The sequence below is a fragment of the Pseudomonas sp. MDT2-39-1 genome (genome assembly GCF_054898085.1).
Map to the genome: position 1 here is coordinate 2,611,939 of NZ_CM142716.1, position 23,934 is coordinate 2,635,872.

The 23,934-nt window shown below is 59.7% G+C and carries 19 protein-coding genes; 7 read left to right on the forward strand and 12 right to left on the reverse strand.

Annotated elements, in window-relative coordinates; translation table 11 throughout:
• The first annotated feature begins 43 nt into the window (after nt 1-43).
• The gene (locus ACYZTM_RS12595) at nt 44-973 is read left to right on the forward strand and encodes a LysR family transcriptional regulator (RefSeq protein WP_461988866.1); all 930 of its coding nucleotides are present in this window, start codon (nt 44-46) and stop codon (nt 971-973) included.
• A gap of 227 nt (nt 974-1,200) precedes the next feature.
• Here ACYZTM_RS12595 and ACYZTM_RS12600 read toward each other — a convergent pair whose 3' ends face one another.
• From ACYZTM_RS12600 to bioB, 10 genes are all read right to left on the reverse strand, one after another.
• Nucleotides 1,201-2,979 (reverse strand): acyl-CoA dehydrogenase C-terminal domain-containing protein, encoded by a 1,779-nt coding sequence (locus ACYZTM_RS12600; RefSeq protein WP_461988867.1) that lies wholly within the window; start codon nt 2,977-2,979, stop codon nt 1,201-1,203.
• Between the two features lie 261 nt (nt 2,980-3,240).
• On the reverse strand, nt 3,241-5,037 hold the full coding sequence (locus ACYZTM_RS12605) for an acyl-CoA dehydrogenase C-terminal domain-containing protein (protein ID WP_461988868.1): 1,797 nt from the start codon (nt 5,035-5,037) through the stop codon (nt 3,241-3,243).
• Nucleotides 5,038-5,127: 90 nt separating this feature from the next.
• Complete coding sequence (locus ACYZTM_RS12610; protein ID WP_131060964.1) at nt 5,128-6,417, reverse strand: GGDEF domain-containing protein; 1,290 nt, start codon at nt 6,415-6,417, stop codon at nt 5,128-5,130.
• Between the two features lie 374 nt (nt 6,418-6,791).
• Complete coding sequence (locus ACYZTM_RS12615; RefSeq protein ID WP_131060963.1) at nt 6,792-8,597, reverse strand: phenylacyl-CoA dehydrogenase; 1,806 nt, start codon at nt 8,595-8,597, stop codon at nt 6,792-6,794.
• Nucleotides 8,598-8,875: 278 nt separating this feature from the next.
• On the reverse strand, nt 8,876-9,172 hold the full coding sequence (locus ACYZTM_RS12620; protein WP_131060962.1) for a pyrroloquinoline quinone biosynthesis protein PqqE: 297 nt from the start codon (nt 9,170-9,172) through the stop codon (nt 8,876-8,878).
• 108 nt (nt 9,173-9,280) lie between these two features.
• Nucleotides 9,281-9,961: a dethiobiotin synthase gene (bioD, locus tag ACYZTM_RS12625; RefSeq protein ID WP_131060961.1), complete on the reverse strand. Its 681-nt coding sequence runs from the start codon at nt 9,959-9,961 to the stop codon at nt 9,281-9,283.
• Complete coding sequence (bioC, locus tag ACYZTM_RS12630; RefSeq protein ID WP_131060960.1) at nt 9,958-10,770, reverse strand: malonyl-ACP O-methyltransferase BioC; 813 nt, start codon at nt 10,768-10,770, stop codon at nt 9,958-9,960. Before bioC ends, bioD begins: the two co-directional genes overlap by 4 nt.
• The gene (locus ACYZTM_RS12635; RefSeq protein ID WP_131060959.1) at nt 10,763-11,494 is read right to left on the reverse strand and encodes an alpha/beta fold hydrolase; all 732 of its coding nucleotides are present in this window, start codon (nt 11,492-11,494) and stop codon (nt 10,763-10,765) included. Before ACYZTM_RS12635 ends, bioC begins: the two co-directional genes overlap by 8 nt.
• Nucleotides 11,487-12,665, reverse strand: coding sequence for an 8-amino-7-oxononanoate synthase (gene bioF / locus ACYZTM_RS12640; RefSeq protein ID WP_131060958.1), 1,179 nt, complete (start codon nt 12,663-12,665; stop codon nt 11,487-11,489). Before bioF ends, ACYZTM_RS12635 begins: the two co-directional genes overlap by 8 nt.
• Nucleotides 12,666-12,831: 166 nt before the next feature.
• On the reverse strand, nt 12,832-13,887 hold the full coding sequence (gene bioB, locus ACYZTM_RS12645; protein ID WP_131060957.1) for a biotin synthase BioB: 1,056 nt from the start codon (nt 13,885-13,887) through the stop codon (nt 12,832-12,834).
• A gap of 92 nt (nt 13,888-13,979) precedes the next feature.
• Between bioB and ACYZTM_RS12650 the strand changes: the two genes are divergently transcribed.
• The 5 genes from ACYZTM_RS12650 to rarD all read left to right on the forward strand — a co-directional run bounded on the left by ACYZTM_RS12650 (nt 13,980) and on the right by rarD (nt 19,856).
• On the forward strand, nt 13,980-14,720 hold the full coding sequence (locus tag ACYZTM_RS12650; protein ID WP_131060956.1) for a ComF family protein: 741 nt from the start codon (nt 13,980-13,982) through the stop codon (nt 14,718-14,720).
• Nucleotides 14,721-14,900: 180 nt separating this feature from the next.
• Nucleotides 14,901-15,665: a TOBE domain-containing protein gene (locus tag ACYZTM_RS12655; protein ID WP_131060955.1), complete on the forward strand. Its 765-nt coding sequence runs from the start codon at nt 14,901-14,903 to the stop codon at nt 15,663-15,665.
• A 57-nt stretch (nt 15,666-15,722) separates the two neighbouring features.
• Nucleotides 15,723-17,624, forward strand: a complete 1,902-nt coding sequence (locus ACYZTM_RS12660; protein WP_461988869.1) for a PhoX family protein — start codon at nt 15,723-15,725, stop codon at nt 17,622-17,624.
• Between the two features lie 182 nt (nt 17,625-17,806).
• Nucleotides 17,807-18,781, forward strand: coding sequence for a serine/threonine protein kinase (locus ACYZTM_RS12665; protein ID WP_109635384.1), 975 nt, complete (start codon nt 17,807-17,809; stop codon nt 18,779-18,781).
• A 187-nt stretch (nt 18,782-18,968) separates the two neighbouring features.
• Nucleotides 18,969-19,856, forward strand: coding sequence for an EamA family transporter RarD (rarD, locus tag ACYZTM_RS12670; RefSeq protein WP_131060953.1), 888 nt, complete (start codon nt 18,969-18,971; stop codon nt 19,854-19,856).
• 215 nt (nt 19,857-20,071) lie between these two features.
• Here the strand turns inward: rarD and ACYZTM_RS12675 are convergent, their stop codons facing one another.
• A complete protein-coding gene (locus tag ACYZTM_RS12675) occupies nt 20,072-20,590 on the reverse strand; it encodes a glycine cleavage system transcriptional repressor (protein ID WP_094470306.1) in 519 nt (172 codons plus the stop codon).
• 537 nt (nt 20,591-21,127) lie between these two features.
• Here ACYZTM_RS12675 and ACYZTM_RS12680 point away from each other — a divergent pair.
• Nucleotides 21,128-23,305, forward strand: coding sequence for a malate synthase G (locus tag ACYZTM_RS12680; protein WP_461988870.1), 2,178 nt, complete (start codon nt 21,128-21,130; stop codon nt 23,303-23,305).
• 67 nt (nt 23,306-23,372) lie between these two features.
• Here ACYZTM_RS12680 and ACYZTM_RS12685 read toward each other — a convergent pair whose 3' ends face one another.
• Nucleotides 23,373-23,822, reverse strand: coding sequence for a response regulator (locus ACYZTM_RS12685; RefSeq protein ID WP_131060951.1), 450 nt, complete (start codon nt 23,820-23,822; stop codon nt 23,373-23,375).
• Nucleotides 23,823-23,934: the final 112 nt, after the last annotated feature.

Genomic DNA, 23,934 nt, shown 5'->3' on the forward strand with positions numbered 1-23,934 from the left:
TCGAGCCATTTCGATTTCCCAGCATTTTCGATAAGCGCACCTTATGGATTTCAAGCAACTGCGTTATTTAGTCGCGGTCTACGAAGAGGGCCACGTAGGCCGGGCGGCCGAGCGACTTTCAATCTCCCAACCGGCACTGTCCCAGCAGATCCGCCAGCTCGAACAAAACCTCGATGTGAGCCTGTTCGAACGCAGCAGCAAGCGTCTGCTGCCCACCCTGGCCGCCCACACTTTGTACAACCACGCCCTGCCCTTGCTCGATGGCCTACAACGGGCACGTGAGGCGCTGGGCAACTTCAAGGGCCAGGCATTACGCACCTTGGCCATCGGCGTGTTGCAGACGGTTCACACCAGTCTGGTGCCGCAGATGCTCGAACGCGTGCGCAAGGCGCAGCCGCATCTGGTGGTGCAGATCTATGAACTGACGGGCCTGGAAATCGAGCGACGGCTGCTCAATGGCTCCCTCGACATCGGCATCAGCTACCTGCCGCCCCGTCAGCCGGGTTTGCATGGCGTCCTGCTGTACGAAGATGAACTGACCCTTGTAATCCCGGCGGACCACCCGCTGCGCGAATTCAAGAAAGTCTCGATGAGTCAGGCGGCCGAGTTGCCCATGCTGTTGCTGGGAGAGGAATTCCAGGTGCGGCAGATCTGGCAGACGCAACTGGCCAATCTGGGACGACGCCCGCAGGTGCAGGCGGAACTGAACAACATGGCGGGCATTCTCGACAGCCTGCCCCACACCCGGCTGGCCACCGTCCTGCCCGGGCGCTCACAAAAGGCGCTCGGCAATAACGAACTACTCTGGAAACCGCTGACCGAGCCGCGAGTACCGCTGAAAGTCGGATTGGTGTGTCGGGATGTGCAACGGCAACAAGCCTCGCTGGCCTTATTGCGCACGCTGTTGGAGGAAGTGATGAACGGGCCGGACGAGCGCTTGAACAGCTCGACTACGCTCGACGGGCTGAGCTGACGACTTTTCTGCAGGCGAAAGAAAACCCCGCCGAAGCGGGGCTTTGCAGACTGTTTCCCTGACATCCATTTCACTCCGCCGTCCTGGCAGAATCCTACGTGTCCCTGTTGTTGCTTTGCGCTTCCTGCGCGACGTCCATGTGAAGTAGATTAGCTCTGGATCCAATCGACGCCTATGGGAGAACAGCAGCACGTCATGTAAGAGAATGCTTACATGACGCGACTTCGTCAGAACTGTGCAGCGTCCAGCAGAAACAGTGACTCGCTACCCGCCTTCACCGACGCACTCAATGAGTGAATACGCGGCAGCAGACGTGCGAAATAGAACCGCGCCGTGCCCAACTTGCTCGCGTAGAAATCGTCCTGCGCTTCTTTGCCGAACGCTGCCTTGGCCATCAGTGCCCACATGTAGGCGTACGCCACGTAACCGAATGCTTGCAGATACTCGACCGAGGCAGCGCCGATTTCGTTCGGGTTGTTTTTTGCCCGGTCCAGCAGCCACGAGGTCAGTTCGTCGAGGGTGGTGACGGCATCGTTCAGCGGCTTGGTGAACTCAGCCAGATCATCGCTGGCGGTCGCGGTGAAATGACGGATCTCGTCAGCAAACAGGTTATAGAACGCCCCGCCGGTGCCGACGATCTTGCGTCCTACAAGGTCCAGCGCCTGAATGCCGTTGGTGCCTTCGTAGATCTGGGTGATGCGCACGTCGCGAACCAGTTGCTCTTGGCCCCACTCACGAATGTAACCGTGGCCGCCGAAAACCTGCTGGCCGTGAACGGTGGTTTCCAGACCGAGGTCGGTCAGGAACGCCTTGGCCACTGGCGTCAGCAGTGCAACCAGATCTTCCGCACGTTTGCGGGTGGTCGCGTCTTCGCTGAACTTGGCGGTGTCCAGTTGCATCGCCACGTAAGTGGAGAACGCACGGCCGCCTTCGTTCGAGGCCTTCATGGTCAGCAGCATGCGACGCACGTCCGGGTGAACGATGATCGGGTCGGCGACCTTGTCCTTGTTCTGCGCGCCAGTTGGCGAACGGCTTTGCAGACGATCACGGGCGTATTCGACGGCGTTCTGGTACGAGCGCTCGCCGGTGGCCAGGCCTTGGATACCGACGCCCAGACGCTCGTAGTTCATCATGGTGAACATTGCCGCCAGGCCTTTGTTCGGCTCACCGACCAGGTAACCCACGGCTTCGTCGAAGTTCATCACGCAGGTCGCAGAGGCCTGGATGCCCATTTTGTGTTCGATCGAACCGCAGTTCGCAGGGTTACGTGCGCCCAGGCTGCCATCGGCATTGACCATGAACTTCGGCACCAGGAACAACGAAATGCCTTTCGGCCCCGCCGGCGCGTCCGGCAGTTTGGCCAGTACCAGGTGAATGATGTTCTCGGTCAGGTCGTGTTCGCCGCCGGTGATGAAGATCTTGGTGCCGCTGACCTTGTAGGAACCGTCGGCCTGAGGGTCGGCCTTGGTGCGGATGATCCCCAGGTCGGTGCCGGCGTGCGGCTCGGTCAGGCACATGGAACCGGCCCAGATCCCGGCGTACATGTTCGGCAGGTAAGCGGCTTTTAGTTCTTCGCTGGCGTGGGCGTTGATCGACAGGCAGGCGCCGGCGGTCAGCATCGGGTACAGACCGAATGACAGGCTGGCGGAGTTGACCATTTCTTCGACTTGCGCCGAAACAGCCTTGGGCATGCCCATGCCGCCGTAAGTCGGATCGCCACCGACACCGACCCAACCGCCTTCGGCATAAGTCTGATAAGCCTGTGGGAAACCTGCCGGCGTGGTGACGGCACCGTCCGCCCAATGGCAACCTTCTTCGTCAGCCGCACGGCTCAGGGGCGCGATGCTTTTGCTGGTGACTTTGCCGGCCTCTTCGAGAATGGCTTCTACCGTTTCCGCATCGACGGTCTCAGCCAGCGCTGGCAGCTCGGCCCAGAGTTTGGCGACCTCGAACACTTCATTGAGGACGAAGCGCATATCGCGCAGGGGCGCTTTGTAGTCAGCCATGGCAAACCTCGCAGATCTAAACAGGTGATTCGTAGGAATGGTGTTTTCGTTGGGTCCGAGTGTAACCCAACAACTTTTACGACACATAGGGTCAGCTCATGACCATTTTGTAATTTTTAGTCATCAGAATTTCAGCTGAGATAGTTCTCGCCTGCCAGAACGCATTCGCGGGCAAGCCTCGCTCCTACAGGTCGGGGTCACTCATATCCGTGAACGACTCCAACCTGGAGCGAGGCTTGCCCGCGAAGCTTTTAACAATTGTCAGAGCGCAAACAGCTCCGCCGGCAGCTGCATCAAGCAATCACTCCCCGCTTCAATAGCCGACCGATGAGCGGCAGTGCGCGGCAGCAACCGCTTGAAGTAAAACTCGCTTGTTGCCAGTTTGCCCCGGCAGTAATCAGCATCGCCGCTGCCCGCGTCGAGTTGCGCCTGGGCCACGAGCGCCATGCGCAGCCACAGATAGCCGAGGATGATGTAGCCGCTGTACATCAAGTAATCCACCGACGCAGCACCGACTTCGTCTGGATTTTTCATCGCGGCCATGCCGACCTTGGCGGTCAACTCGCTCCACTGCTGATTCAGGCCATTAAGTTGCGCCACATAGCTGGCAAGTTGTGGGTGCTCGGCATTCGCCGCGCAGAACTTGTGGACGATTTTGGTGAAGCCACGCAGCAGTTTGCCCTGACTGCCAAGCACTTTGCGCCCGAGCAAATCCAGCGCCTGAATGCCATTGGTGCCTTCGTAGATCGGCGCGATCCGGCAGTCGCGAACCAGCTGCTCCATGCCCCATTCACGGATGAATCCGTGACCGCCAAACACCTGCATCCCGTGGTTGGTGACTTCCAGACCGGTGTCGGTCATGAAGGCTTTGCAGATCGGCGTCAGGAACGCCAGCAGGTCTTCGGCGTCCTGGCGCGCCGTTTCATCCGGGCTCAGATGCGCCACGTCCAGCAGCTGCGCGGTGAAATACGTCAGCGCACGGTTGCCTTCGTTGAAGGCTTTCATGGTCAGCAACATCCGGCGCACATCAGGATGCACGATGATCGGGTCGGCGGCTTTTTCCGGCGCTTTCGGGCCGGTGAGCGAGCGCATTTGCAGGCGATCGTTGGCGTATTTGATCGCCCCCTGGAAACTCGCCTCACCCAGACACAAACCCTGCATGCCGGTACCGAGCCGTGCGTGGTTCATCATGGTGAACATGCAGTTCAAGCCCTTGTTCGCCTCGCCGATCAAAAATCCCTTGGCCGCATCGAAGTTCAACACGCAGGTGGCCGAGGCCTTGATGCCCATTTTGTGTTCGATCGAGCCGCAGGAAACGCCGTTGCGCTCGCCGGCTTCACCCTGGGTATCGGGCAGGAACTTGGGAACGATGAACAGGGAAATGCCCCGGGTGCCTGCCGGAGCGTCCGGCAGTTTCGCCAACACCAAATGAATGATGTTGTCGCTCATGTCGTGTTCGCCGGCCGAGATGAAGATCTTGCTACCGGAAATCGCGTAGCTGCCATCGGCTGAAGGCACAGCGCGGGTTTTGATGATGCCCAGGTCAGTGCCGCAATGAGCCTCGGTCAGGCACATGGTGCCGGTCCATTGGCCCGCCGTCAGTTTGCTCAGGTAGGTGTTCTTCTGCGCTTCGGTGCCGTGGGCGTGGATGGCCGACATCGCGCCGTGGGTCAGGCCGGGGTACATGCCCCACGAGGTATTGCTGGAGCCGACCATTTCACCGATGACCAAGCCCAGGGAACTTGGCAACCCCTGGCCGCCGTAAGCCGGATCAGCGGCCAGACCATGCCAGCCGCCTTCCACGTATTGTGCGAAGGCCTGCTTGAAACCTGTAGGCGTTGTCACCACGCCATTGTCGAAATGGCAGCCTTCTTCGTCGCCGCTGCGATTCAACGGCGCCAGAACGTTCTCACAGAACTTCGCGCCCTCTTCGAGGATCGCATTGACCATGTCCGGGCTGGTATCGGTGGCGCCCAGCGCGGCATAGCTGGCGTGGAAGTCGAAGACGTGGTCGATCAGAAAGCGCATGTCGCGCAGGGGGGCTTTGTACTCAGGCATGGTCGTTTCTCCGTCAGCAGATCGATCAAACCTACTGCCGCCCACCCTGCCTCACAATCACAGTCCAGACGCTGAATGCGCCATCATCACTCAACCCGCAGCGCCGTCCATGCGCACTGCGCCACGGCGAGTCTGACCGAAGGCCACCACACAATTTCTCCCGGCGCCCTTGGCGCTGTAGAGCGCTTCGTCAGCGGACTTGAGCACTTTTTCCGGGGTTCGCTGCTCCACACGTTCGGCCACGCCGATGCTCACGGTGACCGACACACTTGAAGCGCCGGAGCCCGCGCGACGCTGACGCCCCTGTTGGTCGTCCTGCGGGCGGGCGTCTTGGTTGCGCAGTTGAATACTGTAAGTGGCAATGGATTCGCGGATGACTTCCAGGTGCGGCATGCACTCTTCGAGGGTTTTGCCCGCGAACACCAGCGCAAATTCCTCACCGCCGTAGCGATATGCCCTACCGCCTCCGCCGATTTTCGACAGCTTACTGGCGACCAGTCGCAGCACCTGATCACCTACATCGTGACCGTGGGTGTCGTTGAATTTCTTGAAGTGATCGACGTCGCTCATGGCCAGCACGTAATTGCGCCCCAGACGTTGCATCCGCTCGTTCAAGGCGCGGCGACCCGGCAGACCGGTGAGCTCGTCGCGGAAGGCCATTTGATAGGCCTCGTGGGCGACCGCTGCGGCAATCATCAACATCACCTGGCTGCACATGATGTTCAGCGTGAACGGCAGGATGAAAGTTTTCGGCAACGCCCAGAACAACCCGAGCAAACCCACCAGTTGTGCGGCGTGCAAAGGTCTCGGGTTACGCCAGTATTGCCAGCTCAGCAGCAGGAACGACGCGATGAACACCGGATAGGACAACTGGATAAGGCTCATCCAGGCGCCATGCAGCGCCGGCCAACGGATCTCCGACAGCCACATCAGCAAGGCCTGGGGATAACTTTGCTCCAGCCCCAACGCGACACTGCCGACGGCCAGCAACACCGCGAAGCGCGCCACCATGTCCTGAAACAAATGCGTGCGCTCCGGCCAGGCCGCAAACACGCCGAACAACAGCGGCAGCAACAAACAACACAAGTGAAAAACCACGGCTGCGTCATCACGGACCTTGCCGTTGTCGCGGTAATAGTCGGTCTGGGTATCGAGCAAAAAGTAGGCGATATACACCGTCACCATCAGAAACAACTCGCGCTGACGTCGGTAAACCGCGCAGTACGCGCCGCCGAGCAACAGCACCAGGGTTGGCAGCACGTTGAACAGCGAGGTGAAGAAGACGTTGAGATCCTTGATGTAGGCGGCCGCAAGCCCCGCAAGTAAAAGCAGCAACGACGGTAGGAAATGGCTGAAACGTACAGCGGAAGAACGCGGCAAGGGTAAAGCTCCGACCGTCATGACAATAGATGGCATTGTGCCCACCTACTGTAACGGCAGAAATGCCGACTTACTGAGCGATTTGTCAGGTTTTTTTAAAGGCTGCGTCACTGGCCGCAACTCGCGCGACCAGTGACTTGATCCCCTCAAAAATCGTTGTAGAACGGCAGCAACGGCCCCTCTTCAACTCTGCGCCTTCTGCATCGATGGGTGTAAGCGTAATCAACGCGTCTGCTGCTTGCCGGGTGGTTATTTTTGGACTGACGGGTTTTAACGTCACGGCGTTTTGGTCACCCACGTGGTCTTGATTGTTCAAAACAAAAAAACCGCTACCCCCGAAGGTGTAGCGGCTTTATGAAGAGCTGCGTTAAAGCTTAGTAGCCCAGCGCGAAGTTCTCTTCTTTCATGTCCATCAAGTTGTTGGCACCCGACAGCATGGTTGCAACGTGAGTGCGGGTACGCGGCAGGATGCGCTGGAAGTAGAAGCGCGCAGTCTGCAACTTGGCGGTGTAGAACGCCTCTTCGGAAGTGCCGGCAGCCAGTTTCTCGGCAGCCAGACGCGCCATGTCAGCCCAGAAGTAGGCCAGGCAGGCGTAACCGGAGTACATCAGGTAGTCCACGGACGCCGCGCCGACTTCTTCGCGATCCTTCATGGCAGCCATACCGACCTTCATGGTCAGTTCGCCCCATTCTTTGTTCAGCGCAGCCAATGGCTCGACGAACTCTTTGACCGCTTCGTTGCCTTCGTTGGTCTGGCAGAACTTGTGGACGATCTTGGTGAAGCCTTTCAGGGCTTCGCCTTGAGTCATCAGCACTTTACGGCCCAGCAGGTCGAGTGCCTGGATACCGGTGGTGCCTTCGTACAGCATCGAAATGCGGCTGTCGCGAACGTTCTGCTCCATGCCCCACTCGGCGATGAAACCGTGACCGCCGTAGATTTGCACGCCGTGGTTAGCAGATTCGAAGCCGACTTCAGTCATGAAGGCTTTGGCGATTGGGGTCATGAAGGCCAGCAGTGCGTCGGCTTTCTTCTTCTCTTCTTCGTCCACGCCATATTTGACGACGTCTACTTGCTTGGCGGTGAAGTAAACCATCGCGCGGTTGCCTTCGGCGAACGCCTTCATGGTCAACAGCATGCGACGTACGTCAGGGTGAACGATGATCGGGTCAGCGGCTTTTTCCGGCGCTTTCGGGCCAGTCAGCGAACGCATTTGCAGACGATCACGAGCGTATTTCAGGCCACCCTGGAAACCGATCTCAGCGTGGGCCAGACCTTGCAGCGCGGTACCCAGACGTGCGGTGTTCATAAAGGTGAACATGCAGTTCAGGCCTTTGTTCGCCGGGCCGATCAGGAAACCGGTGGCTGCGTCGAAGTTCATCACGCAGGTGGCGTTACCGTGGATGCCCATTTTGTGTTCCAGGGAGCCACAGGTCACGGCGTTGCGAGGGCCGATCGAACCGTCAGCGTTCGGCATGAACTTGGGAACGATGAACAGCGAAATGCCTTTGGTGCCAGCCGGTGCATCCGGCAGACGTGCCAACACGATGTGGACGATGTTGTCGGCCATGTCGTGTTCACCGGCCGAGATGAAGATCTTGGTGCCGGAGACTTTGTAGGAACCGTCGGCCTGAGGTTCGGCCTTGGTGCGCAGCATGCCCAGGTCGGTGCCGCAGTGCGGTTCGGTCAGGCACATGGTGCCGGTCCATTCGCCGGAAACCAGTTTGGTCAGGTAAGCCTCTTGCTGCTCAGGCGTGCCGTGCTCAGATATGGTGTTCATCGCGCCATGCGACAGGCCTGGGTACATGCCCCACGACCAGTTGGCTTCGCCAACCATTTCGCTGACCGCCAGACCCAAAGACTCCGGCAGGCCTTGGCCGCCGTGCTCTACGTCGTGGGCCAGGCTTGGCCAGCCGCCTTCAACGAATTGCTTGTAGGCTTCTTTGAAGCCAGTCGGGGTTTTAACGCCGGACTCGCTCCAGGTGCAGCCTTCGGTGTCACCCACGCGGTTCAGCGGAGCCAGCACCTGCTCACAAAACTTGGCGCCTTCTTCGAGAATGGCGTCAACCATGTCTGGAGTTGCGTCTGCACAAGCCGGAAGGCTCTGATAGTGCGCTTCGTAGCCGAGCAGTTCGTCACGTACGAAGCGAATATCACGCAAGGGGGCCTTGTAGTCAGGCATAGCGATAAACCTCTGCTGATGTAACCGGGAATGAACGACCGTGTTGATTTGTTGTGACGGTCAAACAGTTGTTTGAAACATACGTTTACGACCAAATCTTGTCAAGCGCCGATCTTTTGCCGTTCGTCATCACGCTGCGCAAATACCGAACACGCAGTCGCACAGCCGCCGTTGACAACGCAACAGGCCATGCAGGAAAGATTAGTTGAGGGAGAAGGACTTACGCACAAAAACGCCGCGAATAGTCGCGGCGTTGGCAGGGCGGATTCAGCGAAGGATCAAGCGAAAGTATCGATCAACGTGCCAAGCATTTCATCGGAAGCCTTGGCGACTTTGACGCCAGCCTCAACCTGAAACTTGCCCTGCGCCATCTCGACCATGTTGCTGGACAGGTCCGATTGCTGACTACGGTCAACCGAACGCAAGCGGTCCACCTGAAATTCGGAAGACTGGCTGGTTACCGAACGCTCGATAGTGCTGCTGGCTATCTGGCTTGAAGATTGATCGACACGGTTCTGCCCGGTCTGAATAGTGCTCAGACCGGCATAGAAAGCGGTGTTTCCTGAGATTTCCATAGGGGGAACTCGTCCTACAAGGGATCAATGGCAGCCATTGAACCAGACCTGATGGCAAAACGCCCGACAAAAACACTAATGGCACAGTGCCTTGTCATAGGCGAAATCTCAATCCAGCAAATCCAGTTGCAAATGTTCCGCCACCGCTTCTGCGCTCACCAACTTCAGTTTCGGCACTCGCCCAAGACAAGGCGCGGGAATCCGCTCGGCGAGGGTCGCGAGGTTCTCTTCCAGACGCGAGGTCTTCGGATCGATGATATTGGCCACCCACCCCGCTAGCTGCAAACCGTCCTGAGCAATCGCTTCGGCGGTCAGCAACGCATGATTGATGCAACCCAACCGCACACCAACCACCAGAATCACTGGCAGATCCAAAGCCATCGCCAAATCTGACAGATTGTCCTGATCCGCCAACGGTACGCGCCAGCCGCCGGCGCCTTCGATCAAGGTGAAGTCCGCCTGCATGTCGAGAATATCGCGCATCGGCGCCAACAGTGATTGCACCGTCAGCACCACGCCGGCTTCACGCGCGGCCAGGTGCGGAGCGATTGGCGGTTCGAACGCCACCGGGTTGACCTGTGCATAAGTCAAAGGCACCGAGCATTCGGCCAGCAGCGCCAGCGCATCGGAATTGCGCAAGCCCTTGGGCGTCACATCACAGCCGGAAGCGACCGGCTTGCCCGCCGCCGTACTCATGCCCGCCGACCGCGCGGCATGCAACAAGCCCGCGGCAATGGTGGTCTTGCCGACATCAGTGTCAGTGCCGGTGATGAAATAGGCTGCGCTCATACGGGTTTCTCCAACACGGCGTAGACCACCTGATAAGTCGCCGGCAATCCTTCGGCCTGACGAAACTGCTCATAAGCCTCGATCAAGCCGAGGATCCGCGCCCGACCGGTCAAACCACCTGGCCGACCAGGGTTCAAGTTGTGCGCGCCCAACGCTTTGAGTTCATGCGTCAGGCTGCGCACGTCCGGGTAATGCAACACATGCGGACGAGTTTGCAGGCTGACAACCTTCAAGCCGCTGGATGCGCACAGCTGTTGATAAACACCCAACTCGCGGAAGCGATTGACGTGCACCATGCCATCCACCTGACGCCAGCTGTCACGCAACTCAAACAACGTCCCTACACAAAGACTAGCAAACGCGAAAATCCCGCCCGGTTTCAGTGCCCGAAACGCCTCACTGAGCACCGATTCGAAATCCGCGCACCACTGCACCGCCAGACTGGAAAAGATCAGATCACAGGTCGAATCCTGCAGCGGCAAACGCTCCGCGTCCCCGGCAATGAAATGGCTGGCGCCGCCCAATGGCCTAGCGTGATTGAGCATGCCTTCGGCGATGTCCATTGCCAGACCGTTACTCGCAGAAAATCGCTCACCCAATGCCCGACTGAAATGCCCGGTGCCGCACCCCAGGTCCAGCCAGACACCCGGCACAAAGTCACCCGGCAAATGGCTCAACAACTGACTGCCAACATCGCGCTGCAACTCAGCCACGCTGTCGTAGCTCGCCGCCGCGCGGGAAAAGGAGGCCGCCACCTGGCGCTTGTCTGGCAAACCGCCGGGTAAATCGGGAAGGGATAAATCAGTCATCACCGAACTCGTGCAAAAAGGCCTGAATCGCCCCCGCCACACCGTGGGGGTCTTCCAGAAGAAACGCATGGCTGGCCTGTTCAATCAGGCCGATTTCGACATCCGGCAGCAAGGTCAGCAACTCGCCCGCCGCTTCAGCCGGGACCAGCCCGTCAAGGCCGGCGAACAAATGTAGCTGTGGGCCCTGAAAATCCAGCAAAGCCTGGCGTGTGCTCAACCCACCCAACAGCTCCAGGCCACTGAGCAACACTGGGGCCGACGTTTTGGGGGCGCCCGCCAATAAGAGCCGCGCCAAGGACCGTGGGTCGGCAGAGCCCTGCGAGCAAAGCAGACTGAAGCGCTTCAAGGTCGCGCCTTGATCAACACGACAGCCGTTGAGGAAGGCATTGAAATCCTCTTCGTGCATGGCATTGGCCCAACCAGCCCAAGCCACGAAACTGGGATTACTCGCCAGAGTCAGCAAGCCGCAACAACGATCACCACGACGCGCCGCCAGCTTAGACGCCAGCATGCCGCCGAGGGACCAGCCACCGAGCCAGGCGTCTTGCGGGATCGTCGAATCCAGCTCATCGAGCCATTCTTCAAGATCGCTTGATTCCAGTTCCGGCAACGGCTCGATCTCGACCCGCAGATGCTCATCCAGCCCCTGCAAGGCGGCCGCCAAAGGCTCCAGCGGTGAAATTCCGAGGCCCCACCCGGGTAGCAGAATCAGTCGATCACGCATGGCTTGGCTCCGGTCCAAGTTGTTGGAAACAATCGGCCAGTCCATTCAACAATAGCTGCACCTGCGCCTCGCTGTGGGCGGCGGTCAGGGTTACGCGCAGACGGGCGCTGCCCGCGGGCACGGTCGGCGGACGAATCGCCGTGACCATCAGCCCGCGCTCGCGCAGCATCTGCGACAGTCGAACGGCACGCCCGGCATCGCCGATCATGATCGGCTGGATCGGCGTGAAGCTGTCCATCAACTCAATCCCGAGCTGTTCGGCGCCATGACGGAACTGGCGGATCAGCGTCTTCAAATGATCCCTTCGCCAATGTTCAGTGCGCAGCAGCTCGAGGCTTTTCAGCGTCGCGCAGGCCAGGGCCGGTGGCTGGCTGGTGGTGTAGATGTAGGGGCGGGCAAACTGGATCAGGCTTTCGATCAGCTCTTCGCTGCCGGCCACAAAGGCGCCTGCGGTGCCAAACGCTTTGCCGAGGGTGCCGACCAGTACCGGCACGTCTTCCTGGCTCAGGCCGAAATGCTCGACGATCCCGCCGCCATTCGCGCCCAGCGGACCGAAGCCATGGGCGTCATCGACCATCAACCACGCGCCTTTGGCTTTGGCTTCCCTGGCCAGCGCCGGCAAGTCGGCGATATCGCCGTCCATGCTGAACACGCCGTCGGTGACCACCAGCGTATTGCCGGTGGCCTTCTCCAGACGCTTGGCCAGACTTGCCGCGTCGTTGTGCAGATAGCGATTGAAACGCGCGCCGGACAGCAACCCTGCATCCAGCAACGAGGCATGATTGAGGCGGTCTTCCAGCACCGTATCGCCCTGCCCGATCAACGCGGTGACCGCGCCGAGGTTGGCCATGTAACCGGTGGTGAACAGCAGCGCACGCGGGCGACCGGTCAGGTCGGCCAAGGCTTCTTCCAGTGCGTGATGCGGCGTGCTGTGGCCGATGACCAAGTGCGACGCACCGCCACCGACACCCCAACGGGCAGCGCCGGCGCGCCAGGCCTCGATCACTTGCGGGTGATTGGCCAGGCCCAGGTAGTCGTTGTTGCAGAACGCCAGCAACGGCTGGCCGTCGACCACCACTTCCGGGCCTTGAGGGCTTTCGAGCAGAGGGCGCTGGCGGTAGAGGTTTTCGGCACGACGGGCAGCAAGGCGTGCGGCGAGATCGAAAGACATGCAGGCCTCGACTTTCAAATGACACATGTCCCCTGTGGGAGTGAGCCTGCTCGCGATGGCATTGTGTCAGTCGGCATCGTTATTGGATGTCATACCGCTATCGCCGGCAAGTCGGTCTCACTCCTACAGTGGTTTTGCATTTCAATCAGCGGGAACGGTGAAACGCTCAAACAGCAGCGTTATAGAACTGCTCGCTGCTCTTCTGCTCAACCAGCGCTTGTTCGATCGCGGCCTGATGCACCTCGTCCGCGTGCTCTTCGCGCGCTTCCGGCAGGATCCCCAGGCGCGAGAACAGTTGCATGTCCTTGTCGGCCTGCGGGTTGGCGGTGGTCAGCAGTTTGTCGCCGTAGAAAATCGAGTTTGCACCGGCGAAGAACGCCAGGGCTTGCATCTGCTCGTTCATCGCTTCGCGGCCGGCGGACAGGCGCACGTGGGATTGCGGCATCAGGATGCGCGCGACGGCGAGCATGCGGATGAAGTCGAACGGGTCGATGTCTTCGGCATTTTCCAGCGGTGTACCGGCGACTTTCACCAGCATGTTGATCGGCACCGACTCCGGATGCTCCGGCAGGTTGGCCAGCTGGATCAGCAGATTGGCGCGGTCATCGAGGGACTCGCCCATGCCGAGGATGCCACCGGAGCATATCTTCATCCCCGAATCACGCACGTAGGCCAGGGTTTGCAGGCGCTCACTGTACGTGCGGGTGGTGATGATGCTGCCGTAGAACTCCGGCGAGGTGTCGAGGTTGTGGTTGTAGTAATCGAGACCAGCCTGGGCCAGCGCTTCAGTCTGGTCCTGATCGAGGCGACCCAGGGTCATGCAGGTTTCCAGGCCCATGGCTTTCACGCCTTTGACCATCTGCAGCACGTACGGCATGTCTTTGGCCGACGGGTGTTTCCACGCCGCGCCCATACAGAAACGGGTCGAACCGATGGCCTTGGCGCGAGCGGCCTCTTCGAGGACCTTCTGCACTTCCATCAGCTTTTCTTTTTCCAGGCCGGTGTTGTAGTGACCGGACTGCGGACAATATTTGCAATCTTCCGGGCACGCGCCGGTTTTGATCGACAGCAGGGTGGAAACCTGGACGCGGTTGGCGTCGAAATGCGCGCGGTGCACCGTCTGCGCCTGGAACAACAGGTCGTTGAATGGCTGTACGAAGAGTGCTTTGACTTCGGCCAAAGACCAGTCATGACGCAGGGTTGCAGAGGTGCTGGCGCTCATGGGTGTTTCCTTTGTTTTATGCTTTGCATGCGGCTGGGGAATGGAATACCCACAGACGCGACACGGATGTTCGGCATATTTAAGGAAGAGCGATGCGCTGTCAACCTCGATACGTAGGACTGGTTTACAACTGGTTAAACAATAACCAACACTGCTTACTCTGCAGCGAAGTTACCGAAGAAGTCAGGCCCCTCTGCATGGCCTGCGAAACCGACCTGCCCTGGCTGAGCGATCAGTGCCAGACCTGCGCCCTGCCCTTGCCTGCGGCGGGCCTGACGTGTGGCCAATGTTTGAAGCTCCCTCCGGCCTTCGAACGGGTCGCCGTACCCTGGACTTACAGCTTCCCCGTGGACACGTTGATCACGCGCTTCAAGCACAGCGCCAAGTGGCCGTTTGGCCGCCTGCTCGCCGAACTTCTCGCGCAGTTCCTGCAACATCGCTTCGATGAGGACCTTGATCGACCTGACGCTCTGGTCCCTGTTCCGCTGGCCGCCAAACGCCTGCGCCGACGGGGTTTCAACCAGGCCGCGATGCTTGCCCGCTGGCTCGGTAGCAGCCTCGACATTCCTTGCGATGAAAAACTCCTGCTGAGGATTCAGGACACCAACGCGCAACAGGACCTGAATGCCGACGCGCGCAAAAAGAACCTGCGCAATGCCTTTGCCCTGGTGCCTGATGCGTCCATCAAGGGCCGGCACCTGGCGATCGTGGACGATGTGCTGACCACCGGTGCCACAGCTCAGGCCCTGGCCCGGCTGTTAATGGACGCCGGCGCGGCGCGGGTCGACGTCTACTGCCTGGCCCGCACGCCCAAACCCGGCGACACGGTCTGACTCAAGAACACAAAACCTGTGGGAGTGAGCCTGCTCGCGATGAGGTCATTACAGGCAACATTGATGTGACCGATGCATCGCCATCGAGCAGGCTCACTCCCACAAGGACGTGGCCTGACTTGACTCACAGGCTTCCAGCCGCCAACGTCCTCCCATCGCCACAGCCCAAAGCCTCTTGCCATGTCCCTGCCTACTTTGTTGTCCCAGCACATTGCCCGTCGTCCACAGCGCATCGCGTTGCTGCAGCACATCGCCGAACAAGGCTCGATCACCCGTGCCGCGAAAAGTGCGGGGCTGAGTTACAAGGCGGCGTGGGACGCCATCGATGAGCTGAACAACCTCGCGCAGAAACCGCTGGTGGAGCGCAGCGTCGGCGGCAAGGGCGGCGGTGGCGCCAAGCTCTCCGAAGAAGGCTTGCGCGTGCTGCGCCTGTATCAAAAGCTGCAAGCCTTGCAGGCCCAGGTGCTGGAAGCCGCTGAGGATGCCAGCGATTTGGATCTGCTCGGCCGGCTGATGCTCAGAACCAGCGCGCGCAATCAATTGCACGGCAAGGTCGTGGCGATCGACAACCAGGGGCACAACGACCGAGTCCGTCTTCAGCTGGCCGAAGGCTTGACCCTCGATGCGCAAATCACTCACGACAGCACCCTGCGCCTGGAACTGGACACCGGCACCGAAGTCGTGGCGCTGATCAAGGCCGGTTGGCTGGAGTTGCTGGGCATCGACCAACAAGCAATACCCGGCAACAACTGCCTGAAGGGCATCATCGAAGCCATTCTCGACGCCGAAGACGGCCCCAGCGAAGTGCGCATCGGCCTTCCCAACGGCCAGACCCTCTGCGCGCTGGCCGAGTCGCTGCACTTGCGAACCCTGGGTCTTGCCGCTGACAAACCGGTGCTGGTGCAGTTCGCGCCGTCCAACGTTTTGCTCGGTACTCCGCTCTGAAACAAAAGCTTCATCAACGCTCTTTAAGGTGGCTGCAAAACCAGCAGGGAGCCTGATGTGAGCCTATTAGAAGAAAACCAGTCCACCGACCTCGAAAAAATGGTCGGCCTCAGTCGTCGTGGCTTCATCAGCGCCGGCGCCCTCTGCGGTGCGGCAATGTTCCTCGGCGGTAACCTGCTGAGCCGCAGCGTGCTGGCCGCGAGTGTCAGCGCAGGCTCCAGCAAACTGTTGGGTTTTGACAGCATCCCCGCCGCCACCAGCGACGCTATTACCTTACCGCCGGGTTACAAGTCCTCGGTGCTGATCAGCTGGGGCCAGCCGCTGCAGAAAAACGGCCCGGCGTTCGACCCGAGTGGCAACGGCACCGCCGCGCAGCAGGAAGTCCAGTTCGGCGACAACAATGACGGCATGAGCCTGTTCGAGTTTCCGAATGAAAACGACCGGGCGCTGATGGCGATCAACAACGAATACACCAACTATCGCTACCTCTTTCCCCACGGTGGCATGCCGCAATCGGCCGATGACGTGCACAAAGCCTTGGCTTGCGAAGGCGTGTCGGTGATCGAAGTGCAACGCAAGAATGGGCAGTGGCAATTCGTCCAGGGTTCGCGCTACAACCGTCGCATTCACGGCAACGCGCCGATCAGCCTCAGCGGCCCGGCCGCCGGTCACGCCCTGGTGAAAACCAGCGCCGACCCCCACGGCAAAAATGTCCTCGGCACCTTTCAGAACTGCGCCAACGGCAAGACGCCGTGGGGCACTTACCTGACCTGCGAAGAGAACTTCACCGATTGCTTCGGCAGCAGCAATGCCGAGCAGAAGTTCGACGCCGCGCAGAAGCGCTACGGCGCAGTGGCGACCAGCAAAGAGATCAACTGGCATCAACACGATGAGCGGTTCGACCTGGCGAAGAATCCGAATGAGCTCAACCGTCACGGCTGGGTCGTGGAAATCGACCCGTTCGATCCGCAATCGACGCCCGTCAAACGTACCGCGCTGGGTCGTTTCAAACATGAAAACGCTGCCCTGGCCGAAACCAAAGACGGTCACGCCGTGGTGTACATGGGCGACGATGAACGCGGCGAATTCATCTACAAGTTCGTCAGCCGCGACAAGATCAATCACAAAAGCCCCAAGGCCAACCGCGACTTGCTGGACCATGGCACCTTGTATGTGGCGCGCTTCGATGCGGGCGACAGCAACGCCGATCACCCGAAAGGCCAGGGCGAGTGGATCGAGCTGACCCACGGTAAAAACGGCATCGACGCCAGCAGCGGTTTTGCCGATCAGGCCGAAGTACTGATCCACGCGCGCCTCGCGGCCAGTGTGGTGAAGGCCACTCGCATGGACCGGCCGGAATGGATCGTCGTCAGCCCAATGGACGGCCAGGTTTATTGCACGCTGACCAACAACGCCAAGCGCGGTGAAGACGGCCAACCCGTAGGCGGGCCGAACCCGCGCGAGAAGAACCTCTACGGGCAAATTCTGCGCTGGCGCACCGACCGTGACGATCACGGCTCGAAAAGCTTTGCCTGGGATCTGTTTGTGGTCGCCGGCAACCCGGGCGTCCACGCCGGCACGCCGAAGGGCGGCTCGTCGAACATCACGCCGCAGAACATGTTTAACAGCCCGGATGGCTTGGGCTTCGACAACGCTGGGCGGTTGTGGATTCTCACCGATGGCGATTCGAGCAACGCCGGTGATTTTGCCGGCATGGGTAATAACCAGATGCTGTGTGCCGATCCGGTGAGCGGAGAGATTCGCCGATTCATGGTTGGGCCAGTGGGCTGCGAGGTGACGGGGATCAGCTTTTCGCCGGATCAGAAGACCTTGTTTGTCGGGATTCAGCATCCGGGGGAAAACGGTGGATCGACGTTCCCTGAGCATCTGTTGAATGGCAAGCCGCGGTCTTCGGTGATGGCGATTTCCCGAGAAGACGGCGGGATCGTCGGCGCCTGATCGGGCCCCATCGCTAGCAGGCTAGCTCCCACACTGGATCTGGGACACACCGCAAATCCCCTGTGGGAGCTAGCCTGCTAGCGATGGCAACACCACTCATCTCAAGCCTTAACACTAAAGATGCCCCGTCTGCGCTACCATGCTTGGCCGGACGCGGCAGCCTGCTGCGCGCAGGAGTCAGCATGGCCCACCCGTTTGCAACCCTCACCCCAGACCTCGTACTCGATGCCGTCGAAAGCATCGGCTTTCTCAGCGACGCGCGCATTCTGGCGCTCAACAGCTACGAGAACCGTGTCTATCAGGTCGGCATCGAAGACTCCGAGCCGCTGATCGCCAAGTTCTACCGTCCGCAGCGCTGGACCAACGAAGCGATTCTCGAAGAACACCAGTTCACCTTCGAGCTCGCCGAGTGCGACGTCCCCGTGGTCGCGCCGATGATTCACAACGGCGCCAGCCTGCACGAACACGCCGGTTTCCGTTTCACCCTGTTTCCTCGCCGTGGCGGCCGTGCGCCGGAGCCAGGCAATCTCGACCAGTTGTATCGACTGGGCCAATTGCTCGGCCGCCTGCACGCGGTCGGCGCAACCAAGCCGTTCGAACACCGTGAAGCACTGGGCGTGAAGAATTTCGGTCATGACTCGCTGACCACCTTGCTTGAAGGCAATTTCGTGCCCAAAAGCCTGCTGCCAGCCTACGAATCCGTGGCCCGCGACCTGCTCAAACGGGTGGAAGAGGTCTACAAGGCCACGCCGCACCAGAACATCCGCATGCACGGCGATTGCCACCCCGGCAACATGATGTGTCGCGATGAGATGTTCCACATCGTCGACCTCGACGACTGCCGCATGGGCCCGGCAGTGCAGGACATCTGGATGATGCTGGCAGGCGATCGTCAGGAATGTCTCGGTCAGTTGTCGGAATTGATGGACGGCTACAACGAATTCCACGACTTCGACCCGCGGGAATTGGCCCTGATCGAACCGCTGCGTGCCTTGCGCCTGATGCACTACAGCGCCTGGCTCGCCCGCCGCTGGGACGACCCGGCGTTCCCGCACAGTTTTCCGTGGTTCGGCAGTGAACGGTATTGGGGTGATCAGGTGTTGGCGTTGCGCGAGCAATTGGCTGCGCTCAACGAAGAACCCCTCAAACTTTTTTGATTTACACAGACCTGTAGGAGCGAGCGATGCGGCGATCCGACTTGCCCGCGAAGAACGAAAACGCAGTTTGTCTGTAGTACCGAGTAATCGTTCTTCGCGGGCAAGCCTCGCTCCTACAGGGAGCAACACAACCTGCAAAATCTCCTTACAATCCCCTCTTTGTTAGCTGCCTAAGCAAGGATTCTGCATGCAAGCTGCCAACCCGCGTCGCGGGTACATTCTGGGCCTGAGTGCCTACATCATCTGGGGACTTTTCCCGCTCTACTTCAAAGCCATCGCCAGCGTGCCCGCCGTGGAGATCATCATCCACCGTGTGCTCTGGTCGGCGCTGTTCGGTGCCTTGCTGCTGATGGTGTGGAAACATCCGGGCTGGTGGCGCGAGCTGCGGGAGAACCCGCGCCGGCTGGCGATTCTGGCCCTGAGCGGCACGCTGATTGCGGCCAACTGGCTGACCTACGTCTGGTCGGTGAACAACGGGCGCATGCTCGAGGCTAGCCTCGGTTACTACATCAACCCATTGGTGAACGTGCTGCTGGGCATGCTGATCCTCGGCGAACGGCTACGGCGCATGCAGTGGCTGGCGGTGGTTCTGGCAGCGGTCGGTGTGGCGCAGCAGGTTTGGCAGGTCGGCAGTCTGCCGTGGGTATCGCTGGTGCTGGCGCTGACGTTCGGTTTCTACGGCCTGATCCGCAAGCAAGCGCCCGTCAAAGCGCTGCCCGGCCTGGTGGTGGAAACCTGGATGCTAGTGCCGATTGCCATTGCATGGCTGCTTTTCAATCAGACGGCCACAAGCGCTCAGCCAGAGTTCTGGACCACATCCGAAGCCTGGTGGCTGGTGGCGGCCGGGCCGGTGACGCTGGTGCCGCTGGTGTGTTTCAACGCCGCCGCACGGCATTTGCCCTACACGACACTGGGATTCCTCCAATACCTGGCGCCGACGCTGGTGCTGTTGCAAGCCGTTCTGCTGTTTGGCGAGCATCTGTCTTCCAGCACGCTGGTCGCATTTATCTTTATCTGGGCAGGTTTGGCGGTTTACAGCGTTGATGCGTGGATAAGCCTGCGCCGCCGCAGCTGATCAAAAAACGCACAAAACTCTATAGGCCACGTCCCTCGTGGCCTGCATTGATCCTTCCCAAGGTTATCCACAGCGTGATCCCCGCCGTTTGTGCGCAACTTGTTGAAACTGCTGGTTTTTTGATCAGATCCTGAAGAAGCCCGGCCGGCGTGGGCTGGCGGGCTGTCTCTACAGGTTATCCACAGGCAGGTGCACGTATAACTTGGATAACCCTGTCAGGGTTCGCTGCGCAGTACCAATTCCACCATCAAATCGTCGGCCAGGGTTTCCAGCCGTGATTGCAGCACGTCCAGAGACAAGGTGAGCGGCACCGCCAGAATCGCCTCGGCATGGAACAGCGGTTCACTGCTCATCGGCGCCGGACGCACTTCGGTCACGAGTCGCTCCAGATTCACCCCTTGCTCACTCAGCAACCGAGTGATGTCCCGAACGATCCCCGGGCGGTCGTTACCCACCAATTCCATGGCAATCGGTTTCCAGGTGCAGGATTGCTCGATGCCGCTTTCAGCGATCAGCACACGAATACCGTGGGCGGACAGCGCTTTCAGGGCATCGACCAGCTCATCGTAGGCCTCGGCCGGCACGCCCACCCGAAGAATCCCGGCGAACTGGCCAGCCATCCGCGACATGCGGCTCTCCAGCCAGTTGCCGCCGTGCTCGGCAATGCATTGGGCAATGCGCTCAACCTGCCCTGGCTTGTCCGGAGCGAAAACAGTGAGTACGAGGTGGTCCATGGCGCAGCCCTCTTTTGTTTTAGAAAGAGAAGTATAGGCAAGGGGCGATCCTGTGTTGAATGGACCAGCGCTTCGCGGGCAAGCCTCGCTCCTACAGGTCGTACGCAGCCCTGTAGGAGAGAGGCTTGCCCGCGAACGGGACGACACCAATCAGCCGGTAAAAATACAAATCGTGTACAACTTCCTATATTTAACTGGAACAATCTCATACTTTTTTGAGAACATCCCCATCCCCGACGTGACCGCAATGCGACATGGGGTCGCAGAACGACGTATTTAGTCTGATTTTCACAAGCGCAATTCATCATGTAGTATGCCGCAGCGCGCACTACATAACGTTGGATCGATGTCTGCCACCGGCACAGTCGCAGCCCTGAAAGCCCTATCAGCAAGGCCTCAACGCCGTTGATCGGTTCCATTCCAGCCGCCCGAAATGGCATGTACTGGTGGAAGGGGTTTGTGGTTTAAATAGCCAGAGGCTTCATTGTTAATTTGAAGAGCTGAAAAGCGAAATAGCTGAGCAGAGTGAGGCAAGCAATGACTGAACACGTTCAAGTCGGTGGCCTGCAGGTCGCCAAAGTCCTGTTCGACTTCGTGAACAACGAAGCCATTCCCGGTACCGGCCTCACCGCCGATAAGTTCTGGGCCGGTGCCGACAAGGTCATTCATGACCTGGCGCCGAAGAACAAAGCCCTACTCGCCAAACGCGATGATTTCCAGGCTCGTATCGATGGCTGGCACCAATCCCGTGCCGGCCAGACGCACGATGCCGTGGCTTATAAAGCCTTCTTGCAAGACATCGGTTATCTGCTGCCAGAAGCGGCCGATTTCCAGGCAACGACGCAAAACGTCGATGACGAAATCGCCCGCATGGCCGGTCCACAGCTCGTGGTGCCGGTGATGAATGCCCGCTTCGCGCTCAACGCCTCGAACGCCCGCTGGGGTTCGCTGTACGACGCGCTCTACGGCACCGACGCCATCAGCGAAGCCGACGGCGCGGAAAAAGGCAAAGGCTACAACAAGGTCCGTGGCGACAAGGTGATTGCCTTCGCCCGCGCCTTCCTCGACGAAGCCGCGCCCTTGGCGGCCGGCTCCCACGTCGACTCCACCGGCTACAAGATCGCTGACGGCAAACTGGTGGTCGCCCTTAAAGGCGGCAGCAATACCGGCCTGCGCAACGACGCTCAGCTGATCGGTTTCCACGGCGATGCCGCTGCACCGACCGCGATCCTGCTGAAAAACAACGGCCTGCACTTCGAAATCCAGGTCGACGCCAGCACCCCGGTCGGTCAGACCGACGCTGCCGGTATCAAAGACATTCTGATGGAAGCCGCGCTGACCACCATTATGGACTGCGAAGACTCCGTCGCCGCCGTCGATGCCGATGACAAAGTGGTGATCTACCGCAACTGGCTCGGCCTGATGAAGGGCGACTTGTCGGAAGAAGTCTCCAAGGGCGGTCAGACTTTTACTCGCACCATGAACGCCGACCGCACTTACACCGGTGTCGATGGTAAAGAACTGAGCCTGCACGGTCGTTCGTTGTTGTTCGTGCGTAACGTTGGTCACCTGATGACCATCGATGCAATCCTCGACAAAGATGGCAACGAAGTGCCGGAAGGCATTCTCGACGGTCTTGTGACCAGCCTCGCGGCGATCCACAGCCTCAATGGCACCAGCTCGCGCAAGAACAGCCGCACCGGTTCGGTCTACATCGTGAAGCCGAAAATGCACGGCCCGGAAGAAGCCGCGTTCACCAACGAGCTGTTCGGTCGCATCGAAGAAGTACTCGGTCTGCCGCGCAACACGCTGAAAGTCGGGATCATGGACGAGGAACGCCGTACCACGGTCAACCTCAAGGCCTGCATCAAGGCGGCCAGCGAGCGCGTGGTGTTCATCAACACCGGTTTCCTCGACCGCACGGGCGATGAAATCCACACCTCCATGGAAGCCGGCCCGATGGTGCGCAAGGCCGATATGAAGGCCGAGAAGTGGATTGGCGCCTACGAAAACTGGAACGTCGATATCGGCTTGAGCACCGGCCTGCAAGGTCGCGCCCAGATCGGTAAAGGCATGTGGGCAATGCCCGACCTGATGGCGGCGATGCTCGAACAGAAAATCGCTCACCCGCTGGCCGGCGCCAACACCGCCTGGGTTCCATCGCCGACCGCCGCCGCGTTGCACGCGCTGCATTACCACAAGGTCGACGTGTTCGCCCGTCAGGCCGAGCTGGCCAAACGTGCCCGCGCTTCGGTGGACGACATCCTGACCATCCCGTTGGCAGTAAACCCGAGCTGGACTGCCGAACAGATCAAGAACGAACTGGACAACAACGCCCAGGGCATTCTCGGTTACGTGGTGCGCTGGATCGACCAGGGCGTGGGTTGCTCGAAGGTGCCGGACATCAATGACGTGGGCCTGATGGAAGACCGTGCGACGCTGCGGATTTCCAGCCAGCACATCGCCAACTGGCTGCGTCACGGCATCGTCACCGAAGATCAGGTCATGGAAAGCCTCAAGCGCATGGCACCGGTGGTTGACCGTCAGAACGCCAACGACGCGCTGTACCGTCCACTGGCTCCCAACTTCGACAGCAACATCGCCTTTCAGGCGGCGGTCGAACTGGTGGTCGAAGGCACCAAGCAGCCAAACGGCTACACCGAGCCGGTCCTGCACCGTCGTCGCCGCGAGTTCAAGGCTGCCAATAGCTTGTAACTGAGCGCTGACGCCGGATAAAAAAAAGCCCTGATCGAGAGATCAGGGCTTTTTTGTTTCAATTCGATTACTGCACATCCATTCCCAACTCATGCTTGACCAGCGCCAACAGCTTGCCGGTATCGACAGGCTTGAGCAGGAAGTCGACCACGCTCAAATGCATCGCAGCGATTGCATCTTTCACATCGGCGTCACCGGAAACAATGATGATCGGCATTGCCGCCCGAACCGACTCACGCACCTGGCGAATCAGCTCCAGACCATCGACAGTTCCCATCCGCAGATCGGTAATCACCAGGCCAATCGATGGCTTCTCGTCCAACATCTTGAGTGCAGTTTCACCACTGGCGGCGGTCATGCAACGAATACCGTCCAACGCAAGAATCGCCGACAGCAGCTCACGCGCGTCTTTATCGTCATCGACGATCAGCACCCGCTGCGGCGGCAGGTCAGGTTCCTGCATGACCGCAATCAGCGCCTCGCGCTCGGCGTCACTCAAAATATCGTGGTCGGACATGGCTTTCTCTACGTTTTCATTTCAGTTCCCTAGCACATCCGTCAGACATCGCTAAGCAGACCTACAATGTGCCCTTCGTCGGAAAGTTTTCCTATAGCCAATGTAGGGGGTT

Excerpts from the sequence above, each read along its gene's own strand:
- ACYZTM_RS12595 (WP_461988866.1), top strand. The coding sequence starts at position 44 with ATGGATTTCAAGCAACTGCGTTATTTAGTCGCGGTCTACGAAGAGGGC.
- ACYZTM_RS12600 (WP_461988867.1), bottom strand. The coding sequence starts at position 2,979 with ATGGCTGACTACAAAGCGCCCCTGCGCGATATGCGCTTCGTCCTCAAT.
- ACYZTM_RS12605 (WP_461988868.1), bottom strand. The coding sequence starts at position 5,037 with ATGCCTGAGTACAAAGCCCCCCTGCGCGACATGCGCTTTCTGATCGAC.
- ACYZTM_RS12615 (WP_131060963.1), bottom strand. The coding sequence starts at position 8,597 with ATGCCTGACTACAAGGCCCCCTTGCGTGATATTCGCTTCGTACGTGAC.
- ACYZTM_RS12620 (WP_131060962.1), bottom strand. The coding sequence starts at position 9,172 with ATGGAAATCTCAGGAAACACCGCTTTCTATGCCGGTCTGAGCACTATT.
- bioD (WP_131060961.1), bottom strand. The coding sequence starts at position 9,961 with ATGAGCGCAGCCTATTTCATCACCGGCACTGACACTGATGTCGGCAAG.
- bioC (WP_131060960.1), bottom strand. The coding sequence starts at position 10,770 with ATGACTGATTTATCCCTTCCCGATTTACCCGGCGGTTTGCCAGACAAG.
- ACYZTM_RS12635 (WP_131060959.1), bottom strand. The coding sequence starts at position 11,494 with ATGCGTGATCGACTGATTCTGCTACCCGGGTGGGGCCTCGGAATTTCA.
- bioF (WP_131060958.1), bottom strand. The coding sequence starts at position 12,665 with ATGTCTTTCGATCTCGCCGCACGCCTTGCTGCCCGTCGTGCCGAAAAC.
- bioB (WP_131060957.1), bottom strand. The coding sequence starts at position 13,887 with ATGAGCGCCAGCACCTCTGCAACCCTGCGTCATGACTGGTCTTTGGCC.
- ACYZTM_RS12650 (WP_131060956.1), top strand. The coding sequence starts at position 13,980 with ATGCGCTGTCAACCTCGATACGTAGGACTGGTTTACAACTGGTTAAAC.
- ACYZTM_RS12655 (WP_131060955.1), top strand. The coding sequence starts at position 14,901 with ATGTCCCTGCCTACTTTGTTGTCCCAGCACATTGCCCGTCGTCCACAG.
- ACYZTM_RS12665 (WP_109635384.1), top strand. The coding sequence starts at position 17,807 with ATGGCCCACCCGTTTGCAACCCTCACCCCAGACCTCGTACTCGATGCC.
- rarD (WP_131060953.1), top strand. The coding sequence starts at position 18,969 with ATGCAAGCTGCCAACCCGCGTCGCGGGTACATTCTGGGCCTGAGTGCC.
- ACYZTM_RS12675 (WP_094470306.1), bottom strand. The coding sequence starts at position 20,590 with ATGGACCACCTCGTACTCACTGTTTTCGCTCCGGACAAGCCAGGGCAG.
- ACYZTM_RS12680 (WP_461988870.1), top strand. The coding sequence starts at position 21,128 with ATGACTGAACACGTTCAAGTCGGTGGCCTGCAGGTCGCCAAAGTCCTG.
- ACYZTM_RS12685 (WP_131060951.1), bottom strand. The coding sequence starts at position 23,822 with ATGTCCGACCACGATATTTTGAGTGACGCCGAGCGCGAGGCGCTGATT.